Genomic DNA, 12,153 nt, shown 5'->3' with positions numbered 1-12,153 from the left:
TGACTTCGTCAGTCTTATCTACAACCTCAAAGCAGTGCTTTGAGCAACCCGCGGATAGCTTTCTAGTTTGCTATTTGATTTTCATTGAGTATAAGGAGGAAATCATGTACCATATAAAAGAAGCTGCGCAGCTTTCGGGCGTCTCTGTCAAGACCCTGCATCACTACGATAAGGTAGGGCTTTTGGTTCCTGTAAAGTCGGAAAACGGCTATCGAACCTACAGTCAGGAGGATTTGGAACGCCTTCAGGTCATTCTTTACTACAAATATCTAGGTTTTTCTTTAGAAAAAATAGCAGAGCTATTAAAGGAAGAAAGGACTGATTTATTGCCCCACTTGACTAGACAGTTGGACTATTTGACTCGAGAGAGGGAACATCTGGATACCTTGATTTCAACCTTGCAAAAAACCATTCAAGAACAAAAAGGAGAAAGAGAAATGAGCATTCAAGAGAAATTTGCTGGATTTAACTACCAAGACCATCAAAAATACCATCAAGAAGCGGTAGAAAAATATGGACAAGAAGTCATGGACCAAGCGCTCGAGCGCCAAAAAGGTCACGAAGACGAGGCTACGGCTGCCTTTAACCAAGTTTTTCAAGCTTTGTCACAAAATCTTCAAGCTGGTTTACCTGCAACAGCAACTGAAAACCAAGAGCAAGCAGGCAAACTCTTGCAAGCTATTCGTACTTATGGATTTGATTGTACGATTGAAGTATTCGGCCATATCGGTAAGGGATATGTTTATAACCCAGAGTTTAAGGAAAACATTGACAAATTTGGAACTGGCACTGCCCAATACACATCAGATGTCATTGTCCACTATGTCCAAACTCAAACAAAATAAAATCGGAGGAGCATTCTTCCGATTTTTACTAAATTCAAGCACTATTTGCTTAATAATTTTTCTACCACATTTAGTTTTCGCATGGTCAAATCTACATTAAAAAGCTTTTCAAGATAGTTGGTATGGAGTTTCTTTTGTTTAGCAGTTCTAGGGAGATAGAGGTAAAGGCAGTGGTTACCGATACAAATTTCTTCTTCACCGTAATCAATTTTCAATTTTTCTAAAGGGAGACTTTGAATAGATTCTTGATAAAAAATCACGTGTATACGGTCATAAAGATAGTGTTCTCCAAACGGGTTTTCTTGGACAATTTTTTTAAAATCACTTTTGTTCTTGATTACCATTTTTAAGTCAGCACCAATATTTTCATTTATTAGAGTATGGACACGTTCTCGTATTTTTTCTAAATCTAAGTCACTTTCAAGAATAATATTTCCACTTTGAATATAAGTTCGAACTTGTTGAAAACCAGCTTCTGTCAAGATATCTACTAGATAAGACATTTTAGGGATAGCATTTTTTCCATTAGGAGTAACTCCCCTTAACAAGATAATATGTTCCAAAGGACTTCCTTTCTTTTGGGGCTGATTTAGCCATTGAATAATTTAGATTTAGATTGGATTTGCTCCCGCCACCCAGCCAGTACAGAGGGCTGAAGTAATATTAAAACCACCCGTGTGGGCATTGATATCCAGTACCTCGCCCGCAAAGTGGAGGCCAGGGACCATCTTACTTTCTAGAGTTTTAGGATTGATTTCCTTGAGACTGACGCCACCCTTGGTAACAAAGGACTTGGCCAATGACATTTTACCAGTTACAGGAATTTTAAGTCCCTTGATAGATTGGAGGAGTTGTCCTCGTTCCTTTTCAGTCAACTGTTTGACTTTGTCAGGATAGCCTTGCACAAAAAATTCTGCCAAGCGTTCTGGAAGCAAAGTTTTTAAAGCATTTTTCAAGGATTTTTCACGATTCTCTTCTAGAAATGTAGCCAAGTCCTTCTCAGAAAGTTGAGGCAAAACATCTAGCGAGAGAACCTCCCCACCCTTGACAAAACTAGACATACGCAGGGCAGCAGGGCCTGACAAACCAAAGTGGGTAAAGAGCAAATCGTGAGTGATGACATGCTTGTCATAACTTAGGGTCACGTCATCTAAGGAAATTCCCTGTAAGGCCTTATGTGGAAAATCTGTCAACAAAGGACTTTCAGCGGCCTCAAGCTCGGTAATGGTATGTTTGAAATGACGAGCAATCTCGTGACCAAAACCAGTTGAACCAGTGGAAGGATAGGATTTTCCACCAGTTGTGACAATGAGTTTATCACAAGTGAAGGTTTGATTAGTTGATTTAAGGACAAACTGATCATCTACTTTTTTAACAGAAACGATCTCTGTTTGAGTAGCAACTTGCCCACCGAGCTCAGTAATTTTCTTCTCCAAGGCTTCAATAATGGTACGAGACTTGTCACTAGCAGGAAAGACGCGGCCGTGGTCTTCGACCTTAAGTTTAACACCATTTTCTGTAAAAAAGTTGATGATATCATGGTTATCAAATTGGGAGAAGACACTATAAAGGAAGCGTCCGTTCCCAGGGATTCCAGCTAGTAGGTCATCTAGAGTTCCGTTGTTGGTTACATTGCAACGTCCCCCACCAGTCCCAGCTAATTTTTTTCCAAGTTTGCGATTTTTTTCGATGAGGAGGGTTTTCTGTCCATAAAAGCTACTGGAAATCGTAGCCATCATACCAGCAGGACCTCCACCGATGACAATAGTATCAAAATGTTTCATAGCTCTATTGTACCACAAAAAAACAAGAGATGATGGTCACCTCTTGTCAAGAATGCAATTAATCAATTTCATATCCCATCAGCAAACCACCATCTTCTGCATAGAAACTGCAGAGACCAGATGTTGGGAGAATTTTAATATTCGCCTGTGGGAAATTTTCACGGATTCGGTCTGAAAGCTGTTGGCAACATTTCTCGTTATTGCGTTGAGCCATGACAATACGACCACCAGCATATCCTGCTTTCACTAACTCTTCATATGCTGCCTGAATCGATTTCTTTGGTCCTCGTGCTTTTTGTAGTAGTTCGAGAGTTCCGGTTTCACTAGCTTCTCCAACCATACGGATGTTGAGAAGGCCAACGACTGTACCGATAAGCTTGCTCAAACGGCCGTTTTTCACCAAGTTATCGACCTTGGCCAGAACAAAGAGCAACTTGGTTTTTTCTTGATAGGCAGTGATAGCTTCAACCACTTCTTCAAAAGACAAGCCCTGGTCAATCAAGTTATTCAATTTTTCTACGAGCAAGTCAACTTCCCCACCAGCAGACAAACTATCAATTACATGAATTTTAGTATCAGGATGGTCTTCAAGATAAATATTCTTTGCTAGTTGAGCACTATTGTGACTGCCAGAAAGAGTACCAGTGATGGTTACTAGGAAAATATTTTTGGCTCCTTCAAATGCTCGTAAATAATCATCTGGGCTTGGACAAGCTGATTTTGAAGCTTCTGCAGTTGCATACATGGTTTCCATCATTTGGTCAATATCAAGACTGGTATCATCAACAAAAATCTGATCAGCTACTTGAATGGTTAAGGGAACACTTACAAAGGTCGTATCAATAGCTGGTTTTGCCAGTTGACGATAATCACAACCAGAGTCAGCAATAATCTTCCAAGTCATAGAAATTCTCCATCTTTGTCAGTTATACATTGACAAAGGTTCTGTCTTTTTTTACAATTATATCATGAAAACCCTTGAAACAAAAGCCTTATCTGTCTGTTGTGACAAGTAGAAAGAAAATGTTATGTCTGAACGTAGAATCTCTGAAAAATCTCTTGAAAATCTCAGAAAATCAAACCAAGAATCGAATTTATTAACTAGAGAAGCCATCGAAACAGCCCTCTTGCAACTCTTGGAAAAAAAGGACTTGACCAAGATTAGTATTTCTGAATTGGTCAAACGTGCAGGCGTTTCGCGTGCGGCCTTTTATCGCAATTATGATTCCAAAGAGGAGATTTTAGAAAGTGTCTTTAAACGAACTGTCCACAATATTATGGAACAGCTGCATCATTATGATTTAAAGACAGACCTTTATCTGGTCTGGGTTCATCTTTTCCGAGAAGCAAGAAAGGAAGCCAGAGTGATTCAACTGGCCTTGGATTACCATCTGGAAAAAATCTTTGTCCAAGCTATGCAGGAATTTCTAGAAAAATACCATGGAAAATCAAAAGGTGTCAGCTCTTATCTTCATTCCTTTTGGAGCTCAGCCATCGTCTCTGTCCTTCTAAAATGGATCAAGGATGGCATGAAGGTACCTGCTGAAAAGATTGCGGATTTAGGTTTACCATTTTTTAAAAAATAGAGAAAAAGGAGAAAAGAGATGACTGAAAAAAGACTAGCATGGGATGAGTATTTTGCAGCCCAAGCCTTACTAATTGCCAATCGTTCCACTTGTAAACGTGCCAAAGTGGGTGCGATTCTGGTTAAGGATAATAAGGTAATTTCCACTGGATACAATGGTTCGGTGTCAGGTACCGAGCATTGTATTGATCACGAATGTCTGGTCATTGAAGGCCACTGTGTTCGCACTCTTCACGCAGAGGTTAATGCTATTCTTCAAGGTGCAGAGCGTGGTGTTCCAAAAGGATTTACAGCCTATGTAACCCATTTTCCTTGTCTAAACTGTACCAAACAATTGCTGCAGGTCGGCTGCAAGCGCGTGGTTTATATCAACCAGTACCGAATGGACGACTATGCCCAATACCTTTATCAAGAAAAGGGAACAGAATTAACCCATTTACCACTTGAGACAGTACAGGCAGCTCTTAAAGAGGCAGATCTAATGTAAAAATTATCAAAAATAAATGGTTTAGAAAGATTTTTAAACCGTTTTTTGGTATAATAAGAAGAATAAATTGAAAGAAGGAACTCCAAAAATGGGAAAAATTGAAGTTATTAATCATCCACTGATTCAACACAAATTGTCAATCTTGCGTCGTACAGATACTTCTACAAAAGCTTTCCGTGAGCTAGTAGATGAGATTGCAATGTTGATGGGATATGAAGTACTTCGTGATCTTCCACTAGAAGATGTGGAAATCGAAACACCAATTACAAAAACAGTTCAAAAACAATTGGCTGGTAAGAAATTGGCCATCGTTCCAATCTTACGTGCAGGTATTGGGATGGTTGATGGGCTTTTGAGCTTGGTTCCAGCTGCTAAAGTTGGTCATATCGGTATGTACCGTGATGAAGAAACGCTTCAACCAGTTGAGTATTTGGTAAAATTGCCTGAAGATATTGACCAACGTCAAATTTTTGTCGTAGACCCAATGTTAGCAACAGGTGGCTCAGCAATCTTGGCTGTTGATTCTCTTAAAAAACGTGGCGCATCAAATATCAAATTTGTCTGCCTTGTATCTGCTCCAGAAGGTGTAAAAGCCCTTCAAGAAGCTCATCCAGATGTAGAAATCTTTACAGCAGCCTTGGATGAACGCTTGAACGAACACGGTTATATCGTTCCAGGTCTTGGGGATGCTGGAGACCGCTTGTTCGGTACGAAATAAAATCGAAAAGAAGAATGAATTGGAAAAGAATTTCCAGTCGTGAAAGGAGGTTGAATTTTTGTTTCTGTCTGATGAAAACAGAGCAAAAATTTGACCTTTTTTGACCAAGATATTATAATAGTCTTATCTTCAGTCATTTGACCAACAAAATTAAAACTCAAAAGGAGAAATGAATGATTCCTGTAGTTATTGAACAAACAAGCCGTGGAGAACGTTCCTACGATATTTACTCACGTCTTCTTAAAGACCGCATCATTATGCTGACAGGTCCAGTTGAAGACAATATGGCTAACTCTGTTATTGCCCAGTTGCTTTTCTTGGATGCTCAAGATAGTACAAAAGATATTTACCTTTATGTCAATACACCTGGTGGTTCTGTTTCAGCTGGTTTGGCAATCGTTGATACTATGAACTTTATCAAGGCAGATGTCCAAACTATCGTTATGGGGATGGCTGCATCTATGGGAACAGTCATCGCGTCAAGTGGAGCAAAAGGCAAACGTTTCATGCTTCCAAATGCAGAGTATATGATCCACCAACCAATGGGTGGTACAGGTGGTGGTACTCAACAAACCGATATGGCGATTGCTGCAGAACACTTGCTCAAAACTCGTAACATCTTGGAAAAAATCTTGGCTGAAAATTCAGGTCAGTCAATCGAAAAAGTCCATGTAGATGCAGAACGCGATAATTGGATGAGCGCCCAAGAAACACTTGAATATGGCTTTATTGATGAAATCATGGCCAACAATTCATTGAATTAATGATGATAGAAGGCAAACTCGACTGGGTTTGCTTTTTTTGGTATAATAGGGAGAGATTTCTTAGAAAGAGGATTTACCATGTTTGAAAAAGTCAATCGATCTGGCTTGATTATCTATCTTTACTATAATCGTGATGCCAAAAAACTGCAGGATTATGGAGATATTACCTATCATTCCAAGAAACATCGTTACTTACAGCTTTATGTTCCAACTCAAGAAGTGGAGCAATTGGTCGGGCGCTTGAGCAAGGAAAAATTTATCAAAAAAGTCAGAGTTTGTCATATCCAAGAGCTGGAAACACCCTTTGTGGGCAATCTTTATCGAGAGGAAAACGTTATCATTGAAAAAGTTCAAGAAAAGTGTTGACAATTTTCTGATAATTCGGTATATTCTTAACATGCTATTTATTTAAGAAATAAGGAGACAAAAAAGATGAAGAAAAAATTTGCCCTATCGTTTGTGGCGCTTGCAAGTGTAGCACTTCTTGCAGCCTGTGGAGAAGTGAAGTCTGGAGCGTCAAACGCTGCTGGTAACTCAGTAGATGAAAAGACAATCAAAATCGGATTTAACTTCGAGGAAACTGGTGCCGTAGCAGCCTACGGAACATCTGAACAAAAAGGTGCCCAACTTGCTGTTGATGAAATCAATGCCGCAGGTGGTATCGATGGAAAACAAATCGAAGTAGTTGATAAAGATAACAAGTCTGAAACAGCTGAGGCGGCTTCAGTAACAACTAACCTTGTAACCCAATCTAAAGTATCAGCAATCGTAGGACCTGCGACATCTGGTGCAACTGCAGCTGCGGTAGCGAACGCTACAAAAGCAGGTGTTCCATTGATCTCACCAAGTGCGACTCAAGATGGATTGACTAAAGGTCAAGATTACCTCTTTATCGGAACTTTCCAAGATAGCTTCCAAGGAAAAATTATCTCAAACTATGTTTCTGATAAATTGCAAGCTAAGAAAGTTGTTCTTTACACTGACAATGCCAGCGACTATGCTAAAGATATTGCCAAAGCCTTCCGTGAAGCTTACAAAGGTGAAATCGTTGCAGATGAGACTTTCGTAGCAGGTGACACAGACTTCCAAGCAGCCCTTACAAAAATGAAAGGGAAAGACTTTGATGCTATCATCGTCCCTGGTTACTACACTGAAGCTGGTAAAATTGTAAACCAAGCGCGTGGTATGGGAATTGACAAACCAATCGTTGGTGGTGATGGATTCAACGGTGAAGAGTTTGTGCAACAAGCAACTGCTGAAAAAGCATCAAACATCTACTTTATCTCAGGCTTCTCAACTACTGTAGAAGTTTCAGCTAAAGCAAAAGCTTTCCTTGATGCTTACCGTGCTAAGTACAACGAAGAGCCTTCAACATTTGCAGCCTTGGCTTATGACTCTGTTCACCTTGTAGCAAACGCAGCAAAAGGTGCTAAAAACTCTGGAGAAATCAAGGATAACCTTGCTAAAACAAAAGACTTTGAAGGTGTAACTGGTCAAACAAGCTTCGATGCAGATCACAACACAGTCAAAACTGCTTACATGATGACTATGAACAATGGTAAGGTTGAAGCAGCAGAAGTTGTAAAACCATAATAGAAAATGTTGAAATAGGGAATGAGACTCGGACTCACTCCCTGTTTCGATGTTTAAGAACCTATCAAAAAGTGAGGGAAAACCCTCGAAATTATAAATAGAAAGAGTGAATCTTATGCTCCAACAACTAGTAAATGGTTTGATTCTAGGTAGTGTTTATGCGCTGTTAGCCCTAGGATATACCATGGTTTACGGAATTATCAAGCTCATCAACTTCGCCCACGGTGATATTTATATGATGGGAGCCTTTATCGGTTATTTCTTGATTAATTCTTTCCAAATGAATTTCTTTGTAGCTCTTATTGTAGCTATGCTTGCGACAGCCATTCTTGGTGTCGTGATTGAGTTCCTTGCTTACCGACCTTTGCGTCACTCTACTCGTATTGCTGTTTTGATTACAGCTATTGGGGTTTCCTTCCTATTAGAGTATGGGATGGTCTATCTGGTTGGTGCTAATACTCGTGCCTTCCCTCAAGCGATTCAAACAGTTCGCTATGATTTGGGTCCAATTAGCCTAACAAACGTGCAGTTAATGATCTTAGCCATTTCCTTGATTTTGATGATTTTGTTACAAGTCATTGTCCAAAAGACCAAGATGGGGAAAGCCATGCGTGCAGTATCTGTAGATAGCGATGCAGCGCAATTGATGGGGATCAACGTAAACCGTACTATCAGCTTTACCTTCGCTTTGGGTTCAGCTCTTGCGGGGGCAGCTGGTGTTCTGATTGCCCTCTATTATAACTCTCTTGAGCCTTTGATGGGGGTTACTCCAGGTCTTAAGTCATTCGTTGCCGCAGTACTTGGTGGTATCGGAATCATTCCTGGTGCGGCTCTTGGTGGCTTTGTAATTGGTTTATTGGAAACCTTTGCGACAGCCTTTGGGATGTCAGACTTCCGTGATGCCATTGTTTATGGAATCTTGTTGTTGATCTTGATTGTCCGTCCAGCTGGTATCCTTGGTAAAAATGTGAAAGAGAAGGTGTAAACGATGAAAGAAAATTTAAAAGTTAATATTCTATGGTTACTCCTTTTGTTAGCTGGCTATGGTTTGATTAGTGTACTGGTTTCAGTTGGAGTACTCAATCTATTCTATGTACAGATTTTACAACAGATCGGAATTAATATTATTCTGGCTGTTGGCCTTAACTTAATCGTTGGTTTTTCAGGACAATTTTCACTTGGGCATGCTGGTTTCATGGCGATTGGTGCCTATGCTGCTGCTATTATTGGTTCTAAATCACCAACCTATGGTGCCTTCTTTGGAGCTATGCTGGTAGGTGCTTTACTTTCAGGAGCAGTTGCCTTGCTTGTCGGAATTCCAACCTTGCGCTTGAAGGGGGACTATCTTGCGGTAGCGACTCTAGGTGTTTCTGAAATTATCCGTATCTTTATCATCAATGGCGGAAGCCTTACAAATGGTGCGGCAGGTATCTTGGGAATTCCTAACTTTACAACTTGGCAAATGGTTTACTTCTTTGTCGTGATTACAACTATTGCAACCTTGAACTTCTTGCGTAGTCCAATTGGTCGTTCAACCCTTTCTGTTCGTGAGGATGAAATCGCTGCTGAGTCAGTTGGGGTTAATACGACTAAAATTAAAATCATCGCCTTTGTCTTTGGTGCCATTACTGCAAGTATTGCAGGGTCACTTCAGGCAGGATTTATCGGTTCAGTTGTACCGAAAGATTACACTTTCATCAACTCAATCAATGTTTTGATTATTGTTGTATTTGGTGGACTTGGTTCCATTACAGGTGCAATCGTTTCAGCTATTGTCCTTGGAATTTTGAATATGCTTCTCCAAGATGTTGCTAGCGTGCGTATGATTATCTACGCTTTGGCTCTGGTATTGGTAATGATTTTCAGACCAGGTGGACTCCTTGGAACATGGGAATTGAGCCTATCACGTTTCTTTAAAAAATCTAAGAAGGAGGAACAAAACTAATGGCATTACTTGAAGTAAAACAGTTAACCAAACATTTTGGCGGTCTAACAGCTGTTGGAGATGTGACTCTTGAATTGAACGAAGGGGAATTGGTTGGACTAATCGGTCCAAACGGAGCTGGGAAAACCACCCTTTTCAACCTCTTGACGGGTGTCTATGAACCAAGTGAGGGAACAGTAACACTAGATGGTCACCTTTTGAATGGGAAGGCACCTTATAAGATTGCTTCTTTGGGACTTGGACGTACTTTCCAAAATATCCGTCTCTTTAAAGATTTAACAGTTTTGGATAATGTTTTGATTGCCTTTGGCAACCATCACAAACAGCATGTTTTTGCTAGTTTCTTACGCTTACCAGCTTTTTACAAGAGTGAAAAAGAATTAAAGGCTAAGGCTTTGGAATTGCTGAAAATCTTTGATTTAGATGGTGATGCAGAAACTCTGGCTAAAAATCTTGCCTACGGACAACAACGTCGTTTGGAAATTGTTCGTGCCCTCGCTACGGAACCTAAAATTCTCTTTTTGGATGAACCAGCCGCAGGTATGAACCCGCAGGAAACAGCAGAATTGACTGAGTTAATTCGTCGCATCAAAGATGAATTTAAGATTACAATCATGTTGATTGAACACGATATGAATTTGGTCATGGAAGTAACAGAACGTATCTACGTACTTGAATACGGTCGTTTGATTGCCCAAGGAACTCCTGACGAAATTAAGACCAATAAACGCGTTATCGAAGCTTATCTAGGAGGTGAAGCCTAATGTCTATGTTAAAAGTTGATAATCTTTCTGTGCATTACGGCATGATCCAAGCAGTCCGTGATGTAAGCTTTGAAGTTAATGAAGGAGAAGTTGTTTCCCTTATCGGTGCCAATGGTGCAGGTAAGACAACCATTCTCCGTACCTTGTCAGGTTTGGTTCGACCAAGTTCTGGAAAAATTGAATTTTTAGGTCAAGAAATCCAAAAAATGCCAGCTCAAAAAATCGTGGCAGGTGGTCTTTCACAAGTTCCAGAAGGGCGCCACGTCTTTCCTGGCTTGACTGTTATGGAAAATCTAGAAATGGGAGCTTTCTTAAAGAAAAACCGTGAAGAAAATCAAGCTAACTTGAAGAAGGTTTTCTCACGTTTCCCACGTCTTGAAGAACGGAAGAACCAGGATGCAGCCACTCTTTCAGGAGGGGAACAACAAATGCTTGCCATGGGACGCGCTCTCATGTCAACACCAAAACTTCTTCTTTTAGATGAACCATCAATGGGTCTTGCCCCAATCTTTATCCAAGAGATTTTTGATATCATTCAAGATATCCAGAAGCAAGGAACAACCGTCCTCTTGATTGAACAAAATGCCAATAAAGCACTCGCAATCTCTGACCGAGGCTATGTACTGGAAACAGGAAAAATCGTCCTATCAGGAACAGGAAAAGAACTCGCTTCATCAGAAGAAGTCAGAAAAGCATATCTAGGTGGCTAAAACAATCCAGTGGATTGTTTTGGAGATGAATTTGAATAGCTCCCAAATTTGAGTCGTTCTCTTATTGTATTTGAGGAGGTTATTGGCCATAAGTATCAATCCCATGTCAATTCTCACTTGATGCTTCCCTCTCAGATTACATCTCTTGTAACCCAAACAAGCCTTTATCTGCCCAAAGACAGGTTCCACATCAATCTTGCGTTGAGTGAAAATCTGTCTTCCTTCGGGAGATAAAAGCGTCTGGCATTCTTTAGTTTTTAAGTGCTGATAGCGTTCATTAATATACAGTCCCTTTTGAGGGGCTGATTTAGGTTCATCAGCGTAGTAAACCTTGATTTCCTGTTGAAAGTCCGTCTGTGTTTTCTGATGTTTGATATGGTGAAAACGATAATACCAGCCGTAAGGATGTGTGTAGCTATCCTCCTTGTCATTATAGTACCAATTCCCTAAGTTTCTATCCGACTGTTTATACCCTCTCTTCTGTTCCTTGTCAAACATGGCATATTTAATCAGATGGTTCACCTCCTTTTCATCTAAACGAAGGAGATTCTCTTCACTTCCATATCCAGCATCTGCAACAATTGTTTTCAATTCATGCGGATAGGTTTCAAGTAAGGGGAGAAGAGTCTTGGTATCTGTCGGATTTGAGAAGACATCATAGTGAAGAATAAATTGGTTTCCAGTAGCGATTTGAAGATTATAAGCAGCCTTGAGTTGGCCATTTTTCATATGATCTTCTTTCATTCGCATAAAAGTGGTATCTGGATCGGTTTTGGAAAAGCTGTTGAGCCCTTTAAATGTCTCTTGATACTTCTCATACTGTTCAGCACATACTGAAAAATCATCTTTGACTTTACGCAAGACTTTCTTGAGTTTACGACGCGGGATTTTACGTTCATCCTTCCCTTTAACAGCTGTCTCCTCAATGTTCTGGTTCAGTTTTTCCAATTCTTCTTCA

The 12,153-nt window shown here is 40.1% G+C and carries 15 protein-coding genes; 11 read left to right on the top strand and 4 right to left on the bottom strand.

The window, feature by feature from the left end:
• Positions 1-104 precede the first annotated feature (104 nt).
• The gene (locus QM409_RS08945) at positions 105-845 is read left to right on the top strand and encodes a MerR family transcriptional regulator (protein ID WP_414305561.1); all 741 of its coding nucleotides are present in this window, start codon (positions 105-107) and stop codon (positions 843-845) included.
• Between the two features lie 41 nt (positions 846-886).
• On the opposite strand, the gene QM409_RS08940 is transcribed toward QM409_RS08945, so the two are convergent.
• Genes QM409_RS08940 through QM409_RS08930 form a run of 3 tightly spaced genes read right to left on the bottom strand, consistent with a single transcriptional unit; the run spans position 887 to position 3,533 of the window.
• Positions 887-1,408: a DUF1697 domain-containing protein gene (locus tag QM409_RS08940; RefSeq protein WP_000400051.1), complete on the bottom strand. Its 522-nt coding sequence runs from the start codon at positions 1,406-1,408 to the stop codon at positions 887-889.
• A 48-nt stretch (positions 1,409-1,456) separates the two neighbouring features.
• Positions 1,457-2,629: an NAD(P)/FAD-dependent oxidoreductase gene (locus QM409_RS08935; protein ID WP_414305562.1), complete on the bottom strand. Its 1,173-nt coding sequence runs from the start codon at positions 2,627-2,629 to the stop codon at positions 1,457-1,459.
• Between the two features lie 58 nt (positions 2,630-2,687).
• Complete coding sequence (locus QM409_RS08930; protein WP_414305563.1) at positions 2,688-3,533, bottom strand: DegV family protein; 846 nt, start codon at positions 3,531-3,533, stop codon at positions 2,688-2,690.
• 124 nt (positions 3,534-3,657) lie between these two features.
• On the opposite strand from QM409_RS08930, the gene QM409_RS08925 reads away from it, so the two are divergent.
• The 10 genes from QM409_RS08925 to QM409_RS08880 all read left to right on the top strand — a co-directional run bounded on the left by QM409_RS08925 (position 3,658) and on the right by QM409_RS08880 (position 11,195).
• Positions 3,658-4,215, top strand: a complete 558-nt coding sequence (locus QM409_RS08925) for a TetR/AcrR family transcriptional regulator (RefSeq protein ID WP_000004135.1) — start codon at positions 3,658-3,660, stop codon at positions 4,213-4,215.
• An 18-nt stretch (positions 4,216-4,233) separates the two neighbouring features.
• Positions 4,234-4,701 (top strand): deoxycytidylate deaminase, encoded by a 468-nt coding sequence (locus tag QM409_RS08920; protein WP_000136973.1) that lies wholly within the window; start codon positions 4,234-4,236, stop codon positions 4,699-4,701.
• A gap of 88 nt (positions 4,702-4,789) precedes the next feature.
• Positions 4,790-5,419, top strand: coding sequence for a uracil phosphoribosyltransferase (gene upp, locus QM409_RS08915; RefSeq protein WP_000515974.1), 630 nt, complete (start codon positions 4,790-4,792; stop codon positions 5,417-5,419).
• 173 nt (positions 5,420-5,592) lie between these two features.
• Positions 5,593-6,183, top strand: coding sequence for an ATP-dependent Clp protease proteolytic subunit ClpP (gene clpP, locus QM409_RS08910; RefSeq protein WP_261011044.1), 591 nt, complete (start codon positions 5,593-5,595; stop codon positions 6,181-6,183).
• A 78-nt stretch (positions 6,184-6,261) separates the two neighbouring features.
• Positions 6,262-6,549 carry a YlbG family protein gene (locus tag QM409_RS08905; RefSeq protein ID WP_000462127.1) on the top strand — a complete coding sequence of 96 codons (288 nt, stop codon included), beginning with the start codon at positions 6,262-6,264 and terminating at the stop codon, positions 6,547-6,549.
• 66 nt (positions 6,550-6,615) lie between these two features.
• Complete coding sequence (locus QM409_RS08900) at positions 6,616-7,776, top strand: ABC transporter substrate-binding protein (RefSeq protein ID WP_084926638.1); 1,161 nt, start codon at positions 6,616-6,618, stop codon at positions 7,774-7,776.
• 115 nt (positions 7,777-7,891) lie between these two features.
• Entirely contained in the window at positions 7,892-8,761 is an 870-nt protein-coding gene (locus QM409_RS08895) for a branched-chain amino acid ABC transporter permease (RefSeq protein WP_000941421.1), read from the top strand.
• 3 nt (positions 8,762-8,764) lie between these two features.
• Positions 8,765-9,721 carry a branched-chain amino acid ABC transporter permease gene (locus tag QM409_RS08890; protein ID WP_000662290.1) on the top strand — a complete coding sequence of 319 codons (957 nt, stop codon included), beginning with the start codon at positions 8,765-8,767 and terminating at the stop codon, positions 9,719-9,721.
• Positions 9,721-10,485, top strand: a complete 765-nt coding sequence (locus QM409_RS08885; RefSeq protein WP_001185995.1) for an ABC transporter ATP-binding protein — start codon at positions 9,721-9,723, stop codon at positions 10,483-10,485. Before QM409_RS08890 ends, QM409_RS08885 begins: the two co-directional genes overlap by 1 nt.
• Positions 10,485-11,195 (top strand): ABC transporter ATP-binding protein, encoded by a 711-nt coding sequence (locus tag QM409_RS08880; RefSeq protein ID WP_000062200.1) that lies wholly within the window; start codon positions 10,485-10,487, stop codon positions 11,193-11,195. The genes QM409_RS08885 and QM409_RS08880 overlap by 1 nt, the downstream gene beginning before the upstream one ends.
• Here the strand turns inward: QM409_RS08880 and QM409_RS08875 are convergent.
• The coding region (locus QM409_RS08875) for a transposase (protein ID WP_414310500.1) at positions 11,184-12,153 on the bottom strand (970 nt) is incomplete at its 5' end. The genes QM409_RS08880 and QM409_RS08875 overlap by 12 nt on opposite strands.

It is taken from the genome of Streptococcus mitis (assembly GCF_047465045.1).
GTDB lineage: Bacteria > Bacillota > Bacilli > Lactobacillales > Streptococcaceae > Streptococcus > Streptococcus mitis_DT.
This window is presented reverse-complemented; position numbering and strand designations above follow the sequence as displayed.

What these genes read in the sequence shown, in the direction of transcription:
- QM409_RS08925 (WP_000004135.1), top strand. Translation starts at nt 3,658, where the DNA reads ATGTCTGAACGTAGAATCTCTGAAAAATCTCTTGAAAATCTCAGAAAA.
- QM409_RS08890 (WP_000662290.1), top strand. Translation starts at nt 8,765, where the DNA reads ATGAAAGAAAATTTAAAAGTTAATATTCTATGGTTACTCCTTTTGTTA.
- upp (WP_000515974.1), top strand. Translation starts at nt 4,790, where the DNA reads ATGGGAAAAATTGAAGTTATTAATCATCCACTGATTCAACACAAATTG.
- clpP (WP_261011044.1), top strand. Translation starts at nt 5,593, where the DNA reads ATGATTCCTGTAGTTATTGAACAAACAAGCCGTGGAGAACGTTCCTAC.
- QM409_RS08945 (WP_414305561.1), top strand. Translation starts at nt 105, where the DNA reads ATGTACCATATAAAAGAAGCTGCGCAGCTTTCGGGCGTCTCTGTCAAG.
- QM409_RS08930 (WP_414305563.1), bottom strand. Translation starts at nt 3,533, where the DNA reads ATGACTTGGAAGATTATTGCTGACTCTGGTTGTGATTATCGTCAACTG.
- QM409_RS08885 (WP_001185995.1), top strand. Translation starts at nt 9,721, where the DNA reads ATGGCATTACTTGAAGTAAAACAGTTAACCAAACATTTTGGCGGTCTA.
- QM409_RS08900 (WP_084926638.1), top strand. Translation starts at nt 6,616, where the DNA reads ATGAAGAAAAAATTTGCCCTATCGTTTGTGGCGCTTGCAAGTGTAGCA.
- QM409_RS08880 (WP_000062200.1), top strand. Translation starts at nt 10,485, where the DNA reads ATGTCTATGTTAAAAGTTGATAATCTTTCTGTGCATTACGGCATGATC.
- QM409_RS08920 (WP_000136973.1), top strand. Translation starts at nt 4,234, where the DNA reads ATGACTGAAAAAAGACTAGCATGGGATGAGTATTTTGCAGCCCAAGCC.
- QM409_RS08905 (WP_000462127.1), top strand. Translation starts at nt 6,262, where the DNA reads ATGTTTGAAAAAGTCAATCGATCTGGCTTGATTATCTATCTTTACTAT.
- QM409_RS08935 (WP_414305562.1), bottom strand. Translation starts at nt 2,629, where the DNA reads ATGAAACATTTTGATACTATTGTCATCGGTGGAGGTCCTGCTGGTATG.
- QM409_RS08895 (WP_000941421.1), top strand. Translation starts at nt 7,892, where the DNA reads ATGCTCCAACAACTAGTAAATGGTTTGATTCTAGGTAGTGTTTATGCG.